Here is a 19459-nt window from a genome sequence, read left to right as displayed (position 1 = left end):
TGTTACGCCTGTGACAGGCCAAGGAAGCGATTGACCAGGCTGCGGTAGGCGCGGACGGTGAGCTCGAGGTCCTCTAGGTAGAGGTGCTCGTCGTGGCTGTGCAGCTGCGAATTGGCGCTGGCCATATCGCGGCCCTCGGCGTGCATGGCAAAACCATAGGCATTGCCACCCTTGCGGCGGGCGAAGCGCAGATCCGAGCCGCCGGTGGCGTGAACTGGGACGACGTCCTTATCGGGGAAGAATTCCTTGGAGGTGGCCTCGATGGCACGCCACAGCTCGGTATCGGTGGAGGATTGCGTGGCATCTTCAGTAATGAGGTGTTCGATTTCTACCTCATCGGCCATGTCCCCGAGCGCGCTGCGCAGGAAGTCATCCAGATCCTCCTGGGTCTGGCCGGGGAAGGGGCGCACGTCCATTTCCAGGTAGGCATGTGAAGGCAGCACGTTGATGGCACCGCCGGCGCGCAGGACGGTCTCGGCGATGGTGGTATGGCTAAAGGCATGCGCGTAGGCGTCGAGGTTGCCGAACTTGGAGTAGTCACCGGTGCCGTCGATAAGCTCCTGCTCGGTCTGGGGGTCGAACTTGAAGGTGCGCACGAAGCCCTCCCAGATCTCATTGGAAGCCGTGGGCGGCTCAGCGGCGGCGATGCGGCGGGCCACCTCACCGATCTTTACGATGGCAAAGTCCTTGCCATAAGGGGTGGAGCCATGGCCGGCATCGCCATGTACGTGCAGGCGGCGCTGACCGGCGCCCTTTTCTCCCACGTTGAAGCCCACCGCGTCGGGCAGGTGGCTGCCGCCGGTCTCAGACAGGCAGTTCTTCCAGGAAAAGGCATCGGGGTGGTTCTCGGACATAAAGCGCACGCCGAGGCCGCCGCGGGCCTCTTCATCGGCCATGCCGACGAAGGCGAGGGTGCCGCCCGTGTTACCGGCGCGGGCTACCTCGCGCGTGACGGCGGCCATGGTGGCGGTAATAAAGAGCATGTCTACGGAACCGCGGCCGTAGAGCTTGCCGTCCTCGATGAGTGCCTCGAAAGGCGGCTTGGTCCACTTCGGCTCATCTACGGGAACGACGTCCGTGTGGCCCATGAGGGTCAGCGGTTCCTTGTCCGGATCGCCAGGAACGGTCACGACGATGGAAACGCGGCCCGGGTGGGACTCGAAGCGCTCAATCTGCACGTCTTCGCCCGCGAAGAATTTTTCCAGGCTATCCGCATTGCGCACCTCGTGGCCGGAATCCGGGGTGAGGTCATTAACGCAGGCATTGCGGATAAGCTCTTGGAGGAGGGAGAGGGTGTCATCATAAAGCGTCATGCCCCCGAGGGTAGTTCCGTACAGATTTATATGTGGTTTTAACCAAAGTTGAACGCCGTTCAAGTAGGGTTTAGCACCATGAGCATCGTTGACATCGCCCGTGAGAAAGCCCTAGAGCAAGGCAAAGGCCTCAACCAGGAAGAACTGCTGCAGGTACTGCAGGTTCCGGATTCCCAGCTGGAGGAGATCGCCGATATTGCCCACCAGACCCGCCTGAAGTGGTGCGGCCCGGACGTATCGGTGGAAGGCATTATCTCCATTAAGACCGGTGGTTGCCCAGAGGATTGCCACTTCTGTTCCCAGTCCGGTCTTTTTGAGTCCCCGGTGCGCGCAGTGCGCTTGAACATCCCTGAGCTGGTGGAGGCGGCGCAGAAGACCGCTAAGTCCGGCGCTACCGAGTTCTGCATCGTCGCCGCGGTGAAGTCGCCGGATGATCGCCTGCTGGACCAGGTGGGCGAGGCCATTGCCGCGATTAATGACGCCGTCGATATTGAGATTTCTTGCTCCCTGGGCACCCTGACCCGCGAGCAGGCACAGCGCCTGAAGGACATGGGCGCCCAGCGTTATAACCACAACCTGGAGACCTCCCGCTCCTTCTTCCCCAATGTGGTCACCACCCACACTTGGGAGGAGCGCAAGCAGACCCTCGACTATGTGCGCGAGGTAGGCATGGAGGTTTGCTGCGGCGGCATCATCGGCATGGGCGAGTCCCTGGAGCAGCGCGCCGAGTTCGCCGCGCAGCTGGCAGAGATTGATCCGTGCGAGGTACCGATGAACTTCCTTGACCCGCGCCCTGGCACCCCCTTCGCGGATCGCCCGCTGGTTCCCTTGGGTGAGGGCCTGCGCGCCGTGGCGGCGTTCCGTCTGGCCATGCCGTCTACCACCTTGCGCTTTGCTGGTGGCCGCGAGCTTTCGCTTGGCGACGACGGCACTGAGCGCGGCCTCCTCGGCGGCATCAACGCCATTATCGCCGGCAACTACCTGACCACCCTGGGCCAGCAGATTGAAAAGGATGTGGACATGTTGAACCGCATCGACCTGCCGATTAAGGCCCTGTAGTGCCTGGTTTATCCGAGCCAACATCAGAATTGGCTGCCGCCGTCCTTTCTGGGGACGAGCCGATCTTCCATCCGAATACCGGCAAGCCGATCGAAGAGGTCTTCACGCTGCACCCCGCGGCTGCAGCCGGCCTCGACGTGCCGCGCTACTGCCAGATCTGTGGCCGCCGCATGGTGGCCCAGGTGCGCCCCGATGGCTGGCATACTAAGTGCTCGCGCCACGGGGAGCTGGATTCGGAGTGGCTATACGTAGAGCACTTGCCCGAAAGCTAGCATCGGGGGCATGGATCCCGCCGTCTCCCTTGCTCATCAGTCCGCGCTGCGTTCGATAGCCCGAGTGGTCGAGGAATCGGCGCCGCATACGGAGGAAGGGAAGGCTTTAGGGGACGTCGTCAAGCAGCTGCGCGAGGGCCCAGTGATGGTGCTCACCGGGGCAGGGGTGTCCACGGAGTCGGGCGTGCCGGATTATCGGGGCCCGCGCGGCTCGCTGAGTAGGCACCGGCCGATGACCTATCAGGAATTTCGCCACGACCCGGCCGCGAGCCATAGGTATTGGGCCCGTAGCTTTGTGGGGTGGCGGGTCATGGATTCCGCGGTGCCGAACCGCACGCACTATGCGCTCGTGGAATTAGAGCGCGCCGGGCTGGTTAATGGTGTGGTCACGCAAAACGTAGATGGCCTGCATAAACAGGCAGGCACCATGAACCTGGTTGCGCTGCATGGCGATATGGAAACCGTCGTGTGCTTAATGTGTGGGCAGCGGGAGGCGCGGCCGCACTTCGATGCGCGACTAGCCGCAGCGAACCCGGGGTACTTGGAGCGCCTCGTCGTGGAGGCGGACCAAGTGAACCCGGACGGTGACGTGACGCTTGATGAAGCTGACGTGGCTGCGTTCCGCATGGCAGGGTGCGAGCGCTGTGGTTCTGCATTATTGAAGCCGGACGTGGTCTACTTTGGTGAGCCCGTGCCGCCCGAGCGCCGCGATGCCGCTTTTGCCGTGCTAGGCCAGGCCCGCTCGCTGATGGTTGCTGGCTCCTCGCTGGCGGTTATGAGCGGATACCGCTTTGTGCTGGAGGCAAAGAAGCAGGGCAAGCGCGTGGCCGTCATCAATGGCGGGCCCGGCCGGGGCGATCAGAAGGTGGATACGCTGTGGCGCACGCAGGTAGGTCCCGCCTTCGATGCGCTGCTCGATGAGCTGGGGCTATAACTAGCGCGGGATGCTTTCCACCAGTTCCAAAATGGTGCGCACGATGGCGCAGACGCGCTTATCCATCGGCATATCCTCGTGCATGACCATCGCGCGGCGGTCGAAGTCTTGGACATAGATATTGCGAACCGTGCCCTCTGCGACGCCGCGGGGGTCGAGGAAGCAGGTCTCGGGTGGGACCACGACGGCATCAGACCGGGTGGCAATGCAGGTATAGCTTACGCCGGATTCCAGATCGCCGTCCCGGTTGGTTTCGCGCAGCGCCTCACTGCCGACGACCTGGTCCATGCCCGCCGGCCCGAACCAACCATCGATGACGGAGCGCATTACCGCTTCTTGGCGCGGGGTGCGAATGAGGCGGCTGACGATGCCACCATAGGTGGTGCCGTGGTTCGGCGCGCTGATGCACATCAGGTGCAGGACGTTTTCGGCGCCGCCAATCATTCGCATCCAATAGCGGGCAAGCAGCCCGCCCTGCGAGTGGCCGATGAGGATGACCTTGTCCGCGCCGGTGACTGCGCGCACGACATCAATATAGGCGCCAAGCTCCTTCGCGGATTCCGCGAGGGGCTGGGTAGCGCGGTGCCCATAATCGGGGGCGAAGACGGCCCAGCCGTCCTGGCGCAGTTCATTGCCTAGGAGCTGCCATACGCCTTTGGTATCGCAGGTGCCGTGGATGAGGATGACTGGCCAGGGGCGCTGTGCGGTGGGACGCGCGCTCCAGTCATCTTCAAAGACGCCGCGCGGCTTAATGCGGGCACCAAGGGGAAGGGTAGCGGCGGCATCGGCGTCGAGGGCGGTATCGCCGGGGCTGGTCTTGATCTTCTGGGCTTTGATGAGGTCCGCAATCTCGGCCGCGACCTCCTCGCGTAGTGCTGTGGCTTCGGCAGGGGAGGCGATGCCGCGACGCGGGGAATCGGTCAATTCCTTCTCATTGGCACGCCAGAATTTGCGGAGTTGCTCGGAAATGGTGGATTTCAACTCAGCCATGGTTCCGGATTGTACTCGTTATTGCAGGTTAACTGTGTTTTTATCAGGGGTGAAGAAATTTATGGGCAAACCCTTGACCATCCTACGAAAGGTTTATAAACTTAGGCTTGCCTAATCACGGGCGGTGCCTGCAGGAGGGTGCGCTCCATTCCCTCCTTGGGTACCGAGAGATTAGTCATGGGGAGAAGGCCCGCCGATGTGCTGTCGGCGGGCCTTCGTTGTGGATAAAGGGCGGTTCCCGGCCTGAAGAAAAGGTGGCGCAAAAGGGGTGTAAAGGAAATATAAAAATTGCGAGCGAGAGGCGTAAAGATAGCGCAAAGATTGCCTAGGGCAGCGGGGGTGTGGTCCTAACGTTTGTGCGTAGCAGGTGCTGCCTTGGTACCGGCACCTGGCAGGCATATCTGTCAGGCACAGGAAAGTTTCACTCGCACAAGGGGGTTTCCCACATGTTAGACATCGTGGCAATCCTGATAGCCATCCTGACGGTTGGCTGTCCCTCCGTCCTCAACGAGCTTCTGGACGGTGATGCATAACCATGAACACCATTACAGCGGTCATTGGCCTCGTCATTGTTGTGGCCTTGGTGACCTACCTCATCATTTCCTTAGTTGATCCGGAGCGTTTCGCATGATCGCCGGCATTGGGGCGGTGTTACCGCAGTTCCTCGCCCTCGTCGTCTTGCTCGCGGCGGCATATGTTCCTTTGGGCAACTGGATCGCACGCAGCTACACCTCTGACAAGGACTGGGCGATAGAGCGTGCGGTGTATAAGGTCCTGCGCGTTGACCCAAACCGCGGGCATAACAGCAAGAATTACAGCCGTGCATTGCTTGGTTTCAGCTTGGCATCCGTACTCGTTCTTTACGCGGTGCAGCGCCTACAAACCGTTTTGCCTAGCTTTGGCAATTCCCGCTCCGCAGCGGTGGAACCGTGGATGGCGTTTAATACCGCGGCGTCATTCGTGTCCAATACCAACTGGCAGTCCTATTCGGGCGAAGAAACCCTGAGCAATGGTGCGCAGATGCTTGGCCTGACCGTTCAGAACTTCGCCTCCGCGGCTGTCGGCATGTGTGTGGCGGTTGCGCTCATTCGCGGTATCGGTCACTTGGGATATAGCCGAGACAAGCTGGGCACTGAGAGTGGGCAGCACCTCATCGGAAATTTCTGGGTTGATCTCACGCGTGGTTTGGTGCGCATTCTTTTGCCGCTTTCTCTATTGATTTCCTTCGTCCTTATCTTGGGCGGAACCATGCAAACCTTCGGGTCCAACCTGGTGAGCTCCGCGGGCGTGGATATTCCGCGCGCTCCGGTGGCTAGCCAGGAAGCAATTAAATTGCTGGGAACCAATGGTGGTGGCATCTTCGGTGCCAACTCGGCGCACCCTTTTGAGAACCCCACTGGTTTTACCAACCTGGTAGAAATCTTTTCTTTGCTGGTTATCTCTTTCTGCTTTATCCGTGCCTACGGAGTAATGCTGAAATCCCAAAAGCATGCATGGACCCTGCTTGGCGTCATCGGCGGCATTTGGACCGTAATGGTTGCTTTGGTGGTATGGGCGCAGCACACTACCACCGGTGCGGCAGCCCAAGCCGCGGGCGGCAACTTGGAGGGCATCGAACAGCGCCTAGGTATTGACGCTTCCGCACTCTTTGCGGTGTCTACCACGGGCACTTCTACCGGTGCGGTCGATTCGATGCACGATAGCTATTCACCATTGGGTGGCGGCTTGTTGATCCTCAATATGCTCCTGGGCGAAATTGCACCGGGCGGCGTGGGCACTGGCCTCTACGGTCTGCTGATGGTGGCAATCCTCGCCGTCTTTATCGGCGGCCTGCTCGTTGGGCGCACACCGGAGTTCATGGGCAATAAGGTCGGCCGCAAGGAAATCTCCGCGGTGAGCCTGTACATCCTCACCATGCCGGTCCTCGTCCTGGTAGGCGTGGGGGCATCGGTGGCTCAGCGCAAGCTGGTGGAGCTTTCCGCGACCAACTTCGGCGCGCCGGGAACCCCGGATAACGCGCACGGTCTCTCCGAGGTGCTCTATGCCTTTACCTCGGCGTCGAATAATAACGGCTCGGCCTTCGCGGGCCTGACGGTAACCGAGCCCTGGTGGCAAGTCACCCTCGGTATCGCCATGCTGCTGGGCCGATTCCTCCCCATCGTTTTCACCCTGTACTTGGCGGGCAGCCTAGCCGGTCAACGCCGGCAGGCCACTACCGCCGGCAGCTTGCCGACGTCCGGCGTGACCTTCGCGCTGCTTACCATCGGCGTCATTGTGTTGGTCGCCGCCCTTACCTTCTTCCCCGTTCTTACCTTGGGTCCCATTTCGGAGGCACTCTCATGACAACACCAACTATGACCACTGAGCAACGCACTCCTCAGCGCCCTGCCACCAAAAACAGTGGGTTGGCTGCGGCAGCGTTAAAGTCGTTGCCGCACAAGATGTCCCCACTCGCCCAAGCCCGCAACCCCGTCATGTTCGTGGTGTGGGTAGGTGCCGCGCTGACTACCCTGTGGTCCATCTTTAGCCCCAGCGTTTATGGCTGGGTGGTAACCGTATGGTTGTGGTTTACCATTGCGTTCGCCGCGTTTGCTGAGGCATATGCCGAAGGCCGCGGTAAAGCCCAAGCGGATAGCTTGCGCGCCGTGCGCGATGACGCCACCGCGAACCTAGTCACCGATGGCGGCATCGAGGTCATTGCCGCTTCTGAGCTCACCAAGGGCGCCATCGTGCGCGTGGAGGCCGGAGAAACTATCCCGGGTGACGGCGACGTCATTGAAGGCGCGGCAACCGTCGATGAATCTGCCATTACCGGCGAGTCTGCTCCCGTGGTTCGCGAGGCCGGTGGCGATCGCTGTGCTGTAACCGGCGGAACCGTGGTCCTGTCTGATTCCATCTTGGTACAGATCACCTCGGAGCCGGGAGCAACCTTCGTCGATACGATGATTGCCTTGGTGGAGGGGGCGGAGCGACGCAAGACCCCGAATGAGATAGCGCTGAGCATCCTCCTGTCTACCCTGACTATCCTCTTCCTCATTGCGGTTACCGCACTGGCCCCAATGGGGTTGTTTACCGGCGCGGAGCTCTCCCCGCTCTCGCTGGTGGCCCTGTTGGTCTGCCTCATCCCAACCACCATCGCTGCCCTGCTATCCGCGGTGGGAATCGCGGGAATGAACCGGCTAGTACACCACAATGTTCTGGCTACGTCCGGACGCGCGGTAGAGGCGGCGGGCGACGTAGCGACCCTACTCATGGATAAAACCGGCACCATCACCTATGGCAACCGGCAGGCCACCGGGCTTATCGTTGCGCGCGGTGTCGATGAGCAGGAAGCTGCGGAGATAGCCCGCGTTGCTTCGGTTGCCGATGAGACCCCGGAGGGGCGCTCCATCGTGTCGTGGTTGACTGAAAACTACCACCTTTCTACCGCAGCAGGAGAGGAAGAAAAGACCGCTGAGGTCATTCCATTTAGCGCTTCTACCCGCATGTCTGGGCTTGACCTCAGAGGCCGAAAGCTGCGTAAAGGCGCCGGCGATGCTGTACGCCGGTGGGTAACCGAGGCGGGTGGCCACTGGCCGCAAGAAATTGAAGACTCCGTGACCCAGATTGCTGAAGGTGGTGGAACCCCGCTGCCCGTTGCTGTGGAAGAATCCGACGGCACCCGCAGGGTTATTGCGGTGGTGCAGCTCAGTGACGTCGTCAAGCCGGGCATGGCGGAGCGCTTCGCCGAACTGCGCCAGATGGGCATCAAAACCATCATGGTGACCGGCGATAACCCGTTGACGGCAGCGGCCATTGCTAATGAGGCAGGCGTCGATGATTACATCGCGGAGGCCACCCCAGAAGACAAGCTGGCCAGGATCCGCGAGGAACAGGCGCACGGCCGCATGGTCGCTATGACCGGTGACGGTACCAACGATGCGCCGGCGCTGGCGCAGGCGGACGTGGGTGTGGCCATGAATACTGGTACCTCTGCAGCGAAGGAAGCCGCCAACATGGTGGACTTGGATTCTGATCCGACCAAGCTTATCGATGTCGTGCGCATTGGCAAGCAGTTGCTCATCACCCGTGGGGCGCTTACCACTTTCTCTTTGGCCAATGACTTAGCGAAGTACTTCGCCATCTTGCCGGCCCTGTTTTCTACCCAGCTTCCGCACCTCGAGCGCCTCAACGTGATGCACCTGCACTCGCCGCAATCCGCCATTGTGTCTGCAGTCGTATTCAACGCGCTCATCATCGTTGCTCTTATCCCATTGGCGCTCAAGGGCGTGGCCTATAAGCCGGCCTCTGCCTCGTCCCTGCTCCGCCGTAACCTGGGCATTTGGGGACTGGGCGGCGTGATCACCCCATTCCTAGGCATCTGGCTCATTGACCAGGTAGTCAACCTGCTTCCAGGTATATAGAAAAAGAAGGACCAAAAATGCGTGTCTATTTTCGTAACCTCGCCGCTGGATTCGTAGCCGTACTATTGTGCGTTGTCGCACTAGGAATGATCTATCCCGCTGCCGTGTGGGGAATCTCCCGCATCAAGCCGGACTCCGCCGAGGGCAACCTCATTTACCAAGGTGAGTGCCTAGCTGGTTCGACCCAGCTTCAAGATGGCCAGACCGAAGGCCCGTACTTCTTCCCCCGTTCCGAAGGCATGAGCAATTACGGCGCTAGCAGCTCCGAGCTAGAAAAAGCCGTGCAGGAGCGGCGCGGGGACATCGCCAAGCGCGAAGGCGCCGCCCCAGAAGATGTGCCCACCGATGCGGTAACCGGTTCCGGCTCTGGTGTCGATTCTGGCATTAGCCCTGCGTACGCTGAACTACAGGCTCCGCGTGTCGCACGAGAGCAGGGGATGAGCACCGAAGAAGTGCGAAGCCTCATCGAAGACAACACAGAGCATGCCAGCCTCGGGTTCCTGGGCGAAGACGCAGTCAACGTCACTACTCTCAACCGAGCACTGCCCATTCCACCGTCCTGCTCATAAGATGAGTGCCATATGAACGACAAGAAAGTTCCGGCGCGCACCAAGCGTGGCGCTTTGAAGATCTACCTCGGCGCGGCGCCTGGGTCTGGTAAGACCTGTGCAATGCTCAACGAGGCGCACGGCCTTGTGCTGGCCGGCCGCGATGTGGTCATTGGCATCGTGGAAGATCATGGGCGCGAATTCACTCGGGCGCTGTGTGATGGCCTTGAGACCATCCCGCGGCGCTACGCCGCCGGGCTATCTACCGGAGAACTCGATACTGCAGCCATCATCTCGCGCCAGCCGGAAACCGTTCTGGTCGATGAATATGCCCATTCCAATCCGCGCGGTGAGGAACACGCTAAGCGCTGGGAAGACGTAGAGGAAATCCTAGCCGCAGGAATCGATGTGATTTCTACCCTGAACATCCAGCACCTTGAAAGCCTCAATGACGTAATAAAGCAGATCACCGGTATTTCCCCGCAGGAGACGGTGCCAGACGAGGTGGTGCGTGCGGCGAACGAGATCGAGTTGGTGGATGTATCCCCGCAGCTCTTGCGTACCCGCTTGAGTGATGGCCAAATCTATAAAGAAGCGCGCATTGCCCCAGCGTTGAATAATTATTTTCGGGTGGGCAATCTGACTGCACTGCGGGAGCTTGCCCTGTTGTGGTTGGCGGACCAGGTTGATGAGGCTCTCGCGTCCTACCGCTCTGAACAAGACATTACTGATACCTGGGAAGCGCGGGAACGGGTGGTTGTGGCCATTCAGAACGTCGCGCACGCAGAACTGCTCATTCGCCGCGGGCGCCGCATCGCGTCCAAATCCTCAGCCGAGCTACATGTCGTCCACGTAATTTTTGGGGACTCCTTTTCTTCCGGTGAATCTTCTGTTGCAGGTTCCGCTCAACAACTGTCCAAATTACAATCCTTGGCTCAGGACGTGGGTGCCCGTTTGCATCAGGTCACCGGTGACTCGGTGCCAGAAGCGCTGCTTAATTTTGCCCGCAGCGTTAACGCCACCCAGTTGGTCCTGGGGGTTTCACCACGGCGTCGCTTAGGCCTGCACTGGCGCGGCACCGTTGCTGAGGCCGTGTTGCGGGATTCAGGCAAGATCGATTGTCACATTGTTAATCTTCCGTCTGATAAACCCTCGCCTCTTTCACCACTGCTGCGACCATTGCATTCCCTTCCGCGCCGGGCGGTGTCTTGGGTGGGCGCGGCTGTCGCTTTCATCGCCTTGACCGCACTGTTGCAAGGCATCGACGGCTCAGCATTGGGAACAGGCACGTGTTCTGCTTTTTACTTTGCGCTGATCCTCCTCGTGAGCATGCTCGCTGGCCTGTGGCCGGCGGTAATTATTGCGTTTGCCTCGGGCTTGGCGGTCAATTGGTTCTTTACCGAGCCCCTGTACACGTTCGATATTGCTGAGCCAGCTAACGCTGTCATCCTCGTGGTCATGGTAGCCATTGCCCTGGCCGTGGGTTTACAAGTACGGCGCACCAAAATAGAGCACCATAATGCGGCCATTGCCACGCGCGATGCTGAGCTCTTGACGGTCTTTTCCCGCGCAGCCCTCAACCGCCGTGCGGACGTATCTCCCATCGACGCAGTGCTTCGCAAGGTAGGAGAGACTTTCGGCTGCCATAAGGCCGTGCTTCTTGACGCCTCCGGGGACATACTCTCTACCTGGCACGCTTCGGCGGCCTCGCCCCGGCAGAGTAAACACCTGCATATCCCCGCTAAGACTCATAAACGCGAGGTAGAAACGTTGGTTTCCAGCGAGGACACTACGGTCCAGATTGTGATGGAGGGTCCAGCGTTATCCGCCCGCGACCGTGCTTTGGTGGCGGTTGTGGCAGGTTACTTAGCCGGCATCGTGCGCCGCGACAAGCTTTCGGCTGAAGCCGCACGTGCCGATGCCATTGCTGCCGCTGATGAATTGCGTCGTGCGCTGCTATCGAGCGTGAGCCACGATCTGCGCACGCCCCTAGCAACGGCCAAGCTGGCTGTGTCCTCTTTGCGGAATTCCGAAATCGAATTCAGTCCAGAGGATCAAGAAATACTGCTGGCGGAAACCGCAGCTAGCATCGATCAACTCACGCTGCTCGTGACCAACCTATTGGATCACTCGCGTTTGAGTGCAGGAGCGGTAACTGCACGCCGGGATACTGTGGAGTTATACGAGGTAGCCAATCGGGCTATTGCTTCCTGTGCCTTTGGACATAGCAAGGACCAACTTGGTCGCATTCATATTGGTTCTGGACTCCGTGGCCGCACCTGTTGCGCGGATAGCGTTTTGCTGGAACGCGTGCTGGCGAACCTTTTCGATAACGCTTTGCGCTATGCGCCGAGCGGACCAGTCAACGTTGATGCGCAGGTTAGGGATGGGCGCGTGGAGCTGAGTGTGAGCGATGAGGGGCCGGGAATTTCACCGGAAAAGCAGCGGGAGCTTTTCCAAGCCTTTCAGCGCTTGGGAGATACTAGCAATGACAACGGGGTGGGTTTAGGCCTCTCCGTCGTACGCGGATTTGTGGAGGCCATGGACGGTACTATCACCGTAGAGGCCACTCCAGGAGCGACCTTTATCCTGAGTTTCCCGCTGCGGGAGGAGAAAAGCCATGACTGATAAGAAGGCCACGATTGTCATTGTGGATGATGATCCGCGTTTGCTCACCACCTTGAGTATTAATTTTAAAGCGCGTGGGTATGAGGTGTATTCAGCCAGCACCGGGGCGGAGGGTCTGCAGGTGGTCTCCCAGCACCAGCCCGATGTGGTGATTTTGGATATGGGTCTGCCGGATATGGATGGGCGGGAGGTCCTCGACGGGATTCGTGGGTGGTCAGCAATCCCAGTTCTGATTCTTACAGCCCGGTCCGATCCCCTATTTAGTGCCTCGGCCCTAGATCGCGGTGCTGACGATTATGTGACCAAACCCTTTTCCATGGAAGAGCTCTTGGCCCGTGTGCGCGTGGCTTTGCGGCATGGCAGTCCCCAGCATCCATCTGCCCAGCGGGAAGCCACGATGGTGCGGGCGGGCGATGTGCTTATCGACGTCCCTCGACACTCCATCACCAAGGCAGGAAAGCCCCTTCACCTGACCCCCACTGAGTGGGGCGTGCTTACGACGCTGCTGCGTGCCCACGGCGGTTTAGTGCGCAAAGAAGACCTTCTCGCAGAAATCTGGGGCCCGGGTTTCGAAGGACAAAGCCACTACCTGCGCATCTACACCTCGCAATTGCGCCGCAAATTGGAAACCGATCCATCTAACCCCCAATACCTGCTCACTGAACCCGGATTGGGATACCGCTTCGTTACCTCCCCAGAAGTACAGGCTTAGGCATCCTTCGACTTTACTGCGCCTTGTTGTTGATAATGAAATGCGCGGACCGCTGCCGCACTGCAAAGTCCCCGCTACACTCGCGCTTATGACCGATCTGCAGCATGTCCACTCCGTTGATGAGGCGGTAAACCGCCTGATCGAGATTTACGAGAATTCCTGCGAGCTCGCGCGCAAGACTTTGGAATCAGGAAACCTTGATGACTATCGCTATGTGGTTTATCCCAAGGTCACGGTGGATATCCGCAAATGGCAGCCGATCGATCGTTCCGAGCCCTTCGGCTACGTTAACGAGGCCGGCAAGTACTCGGCGGTAATCTCCAAGCCGCACATCATTCGGGACTACCTGCACGAGCAGCTGACTCGTTTGGCGGGGAATTATCCGTGCGATATCTTTGTTGGCCAATCCGACCAGCGCATTCCACCGGAGTACATCAAGGACACAAGGAAAGCCCCGCAGGAACGCGGGCCTATTCCGCGTCCGACGCTGGATGAGGTCAATGATGCAATCATTGATGGCGAATGGGATGCCTTCCACGGTGCGGAAAAGCCGCTTTTTCATTTCGGCGCCCAGCGCTTTGATATCGCGTGTGCACGCATTGAGCACTACACCGGCATCGAGGTCGATACGGTGCAAAAGTACATTTTGTTTACTAACTACGCGATGCACACCACCGAGTTTGTGAAATTTGGTCTGCGCGAGCTGACTAGGGAAGACTCGCGTTATACCGCCTTGGTGCTGCCCAATGGGGAGACTATTCACCCCAACGATGCGGTGGACCTTGATGTGGATGGTCTGACTTTAACCTCTCGGTACCAGATGCCGCGCTTTGATCTGATTACTGCCGGTGGTGATGGCATCACGATGATTAATATCGGCGTAGGCCCCTCGAATGCCAAGACCATTACGGATTGCTTGGCGGTGCTGCGGCCGGAAGCATGGATCATGATCGGCCACTGCGCTGGCATGGACGGCCGCATGCGCATCGGTGACCTAATTTTGGGCAATGCCTATCAACGCAATGACCACATCCTGGACCAAAAGGTCGCGGCGAGCTCTCCCATCCCGGCGATTCCGGAGGTACAGCGCATGCTCGAGTCTGCGGTGAAGGCGGTATATGGCGACGATAATTCGCTCATGCGCACCGGTACGGTGCTCTCCACTGATGATCGCAATTGGGAGTGGCGCACTAACCGGGATCTGTGGGAGTGGCTGCGTACCTCTACCGCGGTGGCCGTAGATATGGAATCGTGCACCCTCGCGGCCAACGGTTATCGCTACCGCGTTCCCTATGGCACACTCCTTTCGGTCTCTGACCTGCCATTGCATGCGGTGCCGAAGCTGCCGGCTCAGGCGCAGGCCTTCTACTCCAACTCGAAGGAAGCTCACGTAATGTGCGCGGTGCGGGCGATGGAGCATCTAGCCGAAAATCCGGAGCGCCTGCGCACGCGCAAGCTGCGCCGGACTTTGGGCGAGGTTCCATTCCGGTAGGTGCCTTTTCTTTGGCAGGCAATGCTCGTTAAACTACAAAGAAATCCCATGACGCAAAAGGAGCCACACAATCGTGACTGAAAATTGGATCCACCCGGACCGGGAAAACCTCACCTGGGAGGTCTTCGGCGAGGCGAGCCGTAACCTGTCGGAACAGATTGTGGAATCTGGTTGGTTCCCTGACCTTATCGTGGGTGTTGCCCGCGGCGGCCTCATCCCAGCCGGTGCTATCGGTTATGCCATCGGTGTCAAGGCCATGGGCGCTATCAACGTGGAGTTCTACACCGATATCGGACAGACCCTGGAAGAGCCGATCATCTTGTCCCCGCAGCTGGACACGGATTCGCTCAAGGGCAAGAAGGTACTGGTCGTAGATGACGTCGCGGACTCCGGCAAGACCCTGGATCTGGTGGTAAATCTGCTTAAGGAAACCGCAGACGAGGTGCGCTCGGCCGTCATTTACACCAAGCCGAAGACCATTTTTGAACCGGACTTTTCGTGGAAGAAGACCGATCAGTGGATCAACTTCGCCTGGTCCGTGCTGCCAGTTATCACTGCAGATGGCTCCTTTAAGGAAGGCTCCTAAAGTCCACTAGGATGTGCAGGCGTGATTAAAGAACAGCCTGCCCCAACCGGCGTCATCGCCAGTTTCCGTTATGCATGTTCCTCGCCTGCGCGCCTGCGCAAGGAGGTATTCGGCGGGCTAGCGGTGGCGCTTGCTTTGATCCCGGAGGTCTTAAGCTTTTCCATCCTTGCGGGCTTGGACCCGCGGGTGGGATTGTTTTCCTCCGTCGTGATGGCAATGTCCATTGCCTTTACCGGTGGCCGGCCGGCGATGATTTCCGCGGCGGCCGGCGCGGTGGCACTCGTTGTCTCACCGCTCGCGCATGAACATGGGCATGACTACGTGGTCGCCGCGGTACTCTTGGCGGGAATCATGCAGGTGGTGCTGGCCGCGGTGGGCGTCGCCAAGCTCATGCGCTTTATCCCGCGCTCGGTGATGACGGGGTTTGTGAATGCGTTGGGAATCATGATGTTTACTACGCAGCTGCCGCACCTTATCGATGTGCCATGGATGGTCTATGTGCTGGTGGCCATTGGTCTGGCTATCATGCTGGGGCTACCGCGGTTGACCACGGTGATTCCCGCCCCGCTCGTTACCATCGTGGTGGTCAGCATCATTGCGGTGGCGGCTGGGTGGAAGGTGCCCGATGTGGCGGACCAAGGCGAGCTGCCCACCTCGCTGCCGGGGCTTTTCGTGCCGGATATTCCGTGGAACCTGGATACTCTGCAGCTTATTGCTCCGTATGCCTTTGGCATGGCTTTGGTGGGCCTGATGGAATCGCTGCTGACGGCTAAGCTGGTCGATGATATTACGGATACCCACTCCGATAAGACGCGCGAGTCCTTTGGCCAGGGCGTGGGCAATATCCTCGCCGCGGCCATTGGCGGCATGGGCGTGTGCGCCATGATTGGCCAGACCATGATCGGCGTGAAGGCATCCCAGGCGCGCACGCGCTTGTCGACGTTCCTCGCGGGCGCCTTCCTCCTTATCCTGTGCCTTCTTCTTGGCGAGACCGTCGGTCGCATTCCGATGGCCGCCTTGGTGGCGGTGATGATCATCGTGGCCGCAACTACGGTGGATTGGCATTCAGTTCACCCGCGCACGCTTAAGCTCATGCCGCTATCAGAAACGCTGGTGATGCTGGTAACGGTGGTAGGCACGCTGGCCACGCATAACTTGGCGGTCGGTGTGGTGCTCGGTGTGGTGACAGCATCCATTGGCTTTGCCCGCCGCGTGGCTCACCTGGTGGAGGTAGAGCAAGTAGGCGATGCCGAGTATGCGGTGCGTGGCCAGCTGTTCTTCGCCTCCTCCAATGACTTGGTCTATGCCTTTGACTACACGCTGGACACCCAGCGTGTAGTGGTAGATATGACGGAGGCCGAGGTCTGGGATGCCTCTACGGTGGCGACGCTGGATGCGGTGCAGAAGAAATATGCCGAGCGGGGCATCGAAGTAGAGTTTCGTGGCCTGGAGGGAGCTAGTGCGCAGCGCCTGAATCACCTTAGCGGCCGCTTAGGTGACTAACATCACATTTATGGACTGGGGTGTGAGGGCTCAAGCAGTAGGCGCCGAACTGACCTTGAGTTCGCGTTGGCGTAAATGCAAAGGATCCGCGATGACCTCGCGTTCTTAGGGGAACTTTGCCTGCGCGCGATGGCTAGCTTTGTCTTGGCTAACTTAGGTTATCCAATCTAAAAAGCATAATGACGTGCAAGTTTACTTAAGTAGGCCTTGCTGGATCACGGGAGAATCTTCGGTAGTGTAGTGTTTAGCACTTATTGATTTCCCTGCACAGAAAGGTTTTTACAATGGACGAGAAACTGCAAACCCTCCTGAATAACCAGGTCATTAGCGAGTACGGCGCTTCCATGGTCTATACCCAGCTGGCCTTCGAGATGGACAACCTCTCCTTCCCGGGTATGCGCGATTGGTTTATGGGCCAAGCCGCTGAAGAGCGCGTGCATGCCGAGAAGATTGCGGACCACTTGCTCTCCCGCGGTTATCGCGTAGAGCTCACTGACATCCCGGTTGGTTCCGTGAAGGCTGCTAACCCGCAGGATGCTTTCCAGGCTTCCCTGGAGCACGAGCAGAAGGTCTCCGAGGAAATCCGCACCATCGCTCGCGCGGCGCTGGACGCACAGGATCTGGAATCCCGCCAGCTCGTTGACTGGTTCCTGAGCGAGCAGGTGGAAGAAGAAGCTACCGTTTCTGAGATTCTGGACCAGATCAAGCTGGTGGGCAATGACGGCTCTGGCCTGCTGCGTATCGATGAGCGCCTGGCCGGCCGCCCCGATGGCGGTGCTGCCTAAGCGCGCGTGGGTGAATAACAAACCCATCAAGATTTAGCTCAATCCTCCCATGGCACTGCGGTGCGGTGGGAGGATTGTTTCTATGTCAACGCAACGCAAGGCTTTGTGCGCCATAACCCTGTTAGTTCTGGCGCTCTTTCTCATCGTGGGAGCGGCAATCATGTCCACGCACATGGCCTTGGGGGTATTTCTGACCACTGCGGCGCTGATGCTCGGCCCATTCGCCGGGCTCGCACTGCTGGTTTATGGCGTCGCCGGCAAGCGTGGGGTAGTCACGCGCTCGCTCTATAGCCTCGGCGGCATGCTGCTCATTGGAGCCATCGGCGGCATCTTCGCCCTGTCCATGGACCAGGCGTCTGCGATGCTGCCTCTCTTTGTCGCTGGTGCGGGCGTGGGGATCGTGGCCGTGCTGACCCAAGCGCCTAAACGCGCATAAACTGGCCCCCGTTATGCCCAAACTCCTCTTTGATATGTATGGCGTGCTCATGCGCCCGGCCACCCCAGAAAGCCATGCGGACTTGGAGCGCCTCCTCGCGCCGCCAAATACAGAGGCGATGTGGGAGGCCTACGGGTTTTATCGGCCGGACTACGATGCCGGTATCTTTAGCGATAGCCACTACTGGAACGAGGTAGCGGCCCGCGCCGGGTTGGGGGAGGTTCCCGTCGCGGAGGCGGTAGCGTGCGAAAACAGCGGCCTACTGGAGGCGGACCCGGACATGGTGGCGCTGGTCAAGGGGCTTATCGGGGAAGGCTATAGCGTGGGCATCTTGTCCAATATCCCCACCACGCTGGCGGGCCAAGTGCGAAAGAAGCAGCCGTGGCTGGAGGATTGTGCGGCGGTGACGTTTAGCTGCGATATTGGCGTGGCCAAGCCGCACCCAGAAGCCTATCGTGTGGCCGTGGATGCGCTCTCCGCGCAGCCGAAGGATACGCACTTTTTTGATGACCGCATCGACTACGTGGAGGGCGCTAGCTACTGCGGGCTCAATGCCCATCTCTTTCGCGGCATCGACTCGGTACGTGAGGTGCTAAGCACACTGGAGTGAGCGGCCTAGCTCCAGCGGTTGGCGCAGGAGCTGGTCGGTGGCCACGGTGCGGGCTACCGCGCGGACAATCTCCTTATGGCTGGGGATCATGCGCAGCTGCAACTCATCGCCCGCGGAGGCGCGGACGGTGGCGGCAAATTGTTTGGGGGTATGTGGGTCGTCGGTAAACGCGCCGCCGGCGATAACCACGGTGGCCGGGGAGTGGGCTTTGACTAGTTCCGCAGTGATGGTGCCCAATTGGCGGGCACGCTCGTCCAAAATGGCGCGGACGGCGGGGTGGGAGTCGGCTACGTGGGCGGCGTCGGCAAGCGAGGCGGCCTCCACGCCTTCGTGGCGGACCGCCTCCAGGATGTGCTGGGTGGCCAGCAGGTGCTCGGACGCGCCATGGCCCAGGAGTTCGGAGTGCGTCTGGGGTACGGGAATAATGGGGCTGACCTCGTCCTCGACGGAGAGCGCCGAGCCGATGGAATCGTCCGCGAAGAGCACCAGAACGCGCTCGCTGGTGCCAATCTCGGCCGCCTGGGTCTCGGAGCCGAGGATGGCCGGGATGGCGGAGGAGACCACCACGGGCACGCCGAACTGGAAGCGCAGGCGCTCGGCAATGTCCACGCCGTGCCAGTTGAGGTTTTCCGCGGTGACCAGGCCGTTATCATCCACGGTGCCGGAGGTAGTCACGCCAAGGGACACCAGGCGGTGATCCAGGTTCGTCATCATGCGATTGATGCCGGCCATGATGTGCTCGAGGAAGTCATCCTCGCTGAGCGCGGCCACCGGGGTAGCTAGTTCTTCCTCGCTCAAGGTGCGGCCCTTGGTGTCATAGAGGCCGATGTAGGTCTGCTTGGTGCCCACGGAGATTCCGCCGAGCGCCCAGTCATTATCGGCCGCCTCGAGCGGCACTGTGGGCCGGCCGCGCCCGCGGGACTGGGTGAGGTCGGTGCGTTCCTGGATAAGGCCCGCGTTGAGTAGGGAAGTAGTAGCGCGCGTGATGGTGGGCTGGGAAAGTCCGGTGGCTTCCACCAGCTCGCTCCGGGTGATGATCGGGTTCAGGCGCACCAAATGGAGGCACTTTGCGGCCGGCGTGCGGGGCCGCGTGAACACTGGGCCAGGTTTGATCATAAAAAGAAGTATAAATATTCCAGACTGCTTTGTCTAATCTCATAAACTCACCATGTACCGAATGGTCTAAAG

At 59.7% G+C, this 19459-nt stretch carries 18 protein-coding genes; 15 read left to right on the top strand and 3 right to left on the bottom strand.

The genetic code is table 11. The annotated features are described in order from the left end of the window. Positions 1-2: 2 nt before the first annotated feature. The gene (locus ACKFRY_RS02395; RefSeq protein WP_408923121.1) at positions 3-1313 is read right to left on the bottom strand and encodes a M20/M25/M40 family metallo-hydrolase; all 1311 of its coding nucleotides are present in this window, start codon (positions 1311-1313) and stop codon (positions 3-5) included. A 78-nt stretch (positions 1314-1391) separates the two neighbouring features. On the opposite strand from ACKFRY_RS02395, the gene bioB reads away from it, so the two are divergent. Genes bioB through ACKFRY_RS02380 form a run of 3 tightly spaced genes read left to right on the top strand, consistent with a single transcriptional unit; the run spans position 1392 to position 3578 of the window. Then, the gene (gene bioB, locus ACKFRY_RS02390) at positions 1392-2372 is read left to right on the top strand and encodes a biotin synthase BioB (protein ID WP_239194695.1); all 981 of its coding nucleotides are present in this window, start codon (positions 1392-1394) and stop codon (positions 2370-2372) included. After that, on the top strand, positions 2372-2644 hold the full coding sequence (locus ACKFRY_RS02385) for a hypothetical protein (RefSeq protein ID WP_239282944.1): 273 nt from the start codon (positions 2372-2374) through the stop codon (positions 2642-2644). The genes bioB and ACKFRY_RS02385 overlap by 1 nt, the downstream gene beginning before the upstream one ends. Positions 2645-2654: 10 nt before the next feature. Further along, positions 2655-3578 carry a Sir2 family NAD-dependent protein deacetylase gene (locus tag ACKFRY_RS02380; RefSeq protein WP_150850253.1) on the top strand — a complete coding sequence of 308 codons (924 nt, stop codon included), beginning with the start codon at positions 2655-2657 and terminating at the stop codon, positions 3576-3578. On the opposite strand, the gene ACKFRY_RS02375 is transcribed toward ACKFRY_RS02380, so the two are convergent. Then, positions 3579-4568: an esterase/lipase family protein gene (locus ACKFRY_RS02375; protein ID WP_408923120.1), complete on the bottom strand. Its 990-nt coding sequence runs from the start codon at positions 4566-4568 to the stop codon at positions 3579-3581. 535 nt (positions 4569-5103) lie between these two features. On the opposite strand from ACKFRY_RS02375, the gene kdpF reads away from it, so the two are divergent. The 12 genes from kdpF (at position 5104) to ACKFRY_RS02315 (ending at position 18271) form a co-directional block, all read left to right on the top strand. Beyond that, entirely contained in the window at positions 5104-5199 is a 96-nt protein-coding gene (gene kdpF / locus ACKFRY_RS02370) for a K(+)-transporting ATPase subunit F (protein WP_005328272.1), read from the top strand. Further along, the gene (gene kdpA, locus ACKFRY_RS02365) at positions 5196-6911 is read left to right on the top strand and encodes a potassium-transporting ATPase subunit KdpA (RefSeq protein WP_005326333.1); all 1716 of its coding nucleotides are present in this window, start codon (positions 5196-5198) and stop codon (positions 6909-6911) included. The genes kdpF and kdpA overlap by 4 nt, the downstream gene beginning before the upstream one ends. After that, positions 6908-8971 carry a potassium-transporting ATPase subunit KdpB gene (kdpB, locus tag ACKFRY_RS02360; protein ID WP_408923119.1) on the top strand — a complete coding sequence of 688 codons (2064 nt, stop codon included), beginning with the start codon at positions 6908-6910 and terminating at the stop codon, positions 8969-8971. Before kdpA ends, kdpB begins: the two co-directional genes overlap by 4 nt. A 17-nt stretch (positions 8972-8988) precedes the next feature. Continuing rightward, positions 8989-9540 carry a potassium-transporting ATPase subunit C gene (locus ACKFRY_RS02355; protein ID WP_200436192.1) on the top strand — a complete coding sequence of 184 codons (552 nt, stop codon included), beginning with the start codon at positions 8989-8991 and terminating at the stop codon, positions 9538-9540. A 12-nt stretch (positions 9541-9552) separates the two neighbouring features. Further along, positions 9553-12147 carry an ATP-binding protein gene (locus tag ACKFRY_RS02350; protein WP_408923118.1) on the top strand — a complete coding sequence of 865 codons (2595 nt, stop codon included), beginning with the start codon at positions 9553-9555 and terminating at the stop codon, positions 12145-12147. Next, entirely contained in the window at positions 12140-12859 is a 720-nt protein-coding gene (locus ACKFRY_RS02345) for a response regulator (protein WP_179387227.1), read from the top strand. Before ACKFRY_RS02350 ends, ACKFRY_RS02345 begins: the two co-directional genes overlap by 8 nt. Positions 12860-12947: 88 nt before the next feature. Continuing rightward, a complete protein-coding gene (gene amn, locus ACKFRY_RS02340) occupies positions 12948-14351 on the top strand; it encodes an AMP nucleosidase (RefSeq protein WP_408923117.1) in 1404 nt (467 codons plus the stop codon). Positions 14352-14424: 73 nt separating this feature from the next. After that, positions 14425-14937, top strand: a complete 513-nt coding sequence (locus tag ACKFRY_RS02335; RefSeq protein WP_005326355.1) for a phosphoribosyltransferase — start codon at positions 14425-14427, stop codon at positions 14935-14937. 21 nt (positions 14938-14958) lie between these two features. Next, complete coding sequence (locus ACKFRY_RS02330; protein WP_408923116.1) at positions 14959-16440, top strand: SulP family inorganic anion transporter; 1482 nt, start codon at positions 14959-14961, stop codon at positions 16438-16440. A gap of 284 nt (positions 16441-16724) precedes the next feature. After that, positions 16725-17225 (top strand): ferritin, encoded by a 501-nt coding sequence (locus ACKFRY_RS02325; protein WP_005326358.1) that lies wholly within the window; start codon positions 16725-16727, stop codon positions 17223-17225. Between the two features lie 82 nt (positions 17226-17307). After that, positions 17308-17661 carry a hypothetical protein gene (locus ACKFRY_RS02320; RefSeq protein ID WP_179387231.1) on the top strand — a complete coding sequence of 118 codons (354 nt, stop codon included), beginning with the start codon at positions 17308-17310 and terminating at the stop codon, positions 17659-17661. Positions 17662-17674: 13 nt separating this feature from the next. Then, complete coding sequence (locus ACKFRY_RS02315; RefSeq protein ID WP_179387232.1) at positions 17675-18271, top strand: HAD-IA family hydrolase; 597 nt, start codon at positions 17675-17677, stop codon at positions 18269-18271. Here ACKFRY_RS02315 and ACKFRY_RS02310 read toward each other — a convergent pair. Further along, on the bottom strand, positions 18254-19387 hold the full coding sequence (locus ACKFRY_RS02310; RefSeq protein ID WP_408923115.1) for an ROK family transcriptional regulator: 1134 nt from the start codon (positions 19385-19387) through the stop codon (positions 18254-18256). The two genes, ACKFRY_RS02315 and ACKFRY_RS02310, sit on opposite strands and share 18 nt — an antisense overlap. Positions 19388-19459: the final 72 nt, after the last annotated feature.

The sequence above is a fragment of the Corynebacterium tuberculostearicum genome (genome assembly GCF_046097255.1).
GTDB classification, from domain to species: domain Bacteria; phylum Actinomycetota; class Actinomycetes; order Mycobacteriales; family Mycobacteriaceae; genus Corynebacterium; species Corynebacterium tuberculostearicum_J.
The sequence above is the reverse complement of the archived record's forward strand: the minus strand, read 5'-3'. Positions and strand labels throughout refer to the sequence as shown.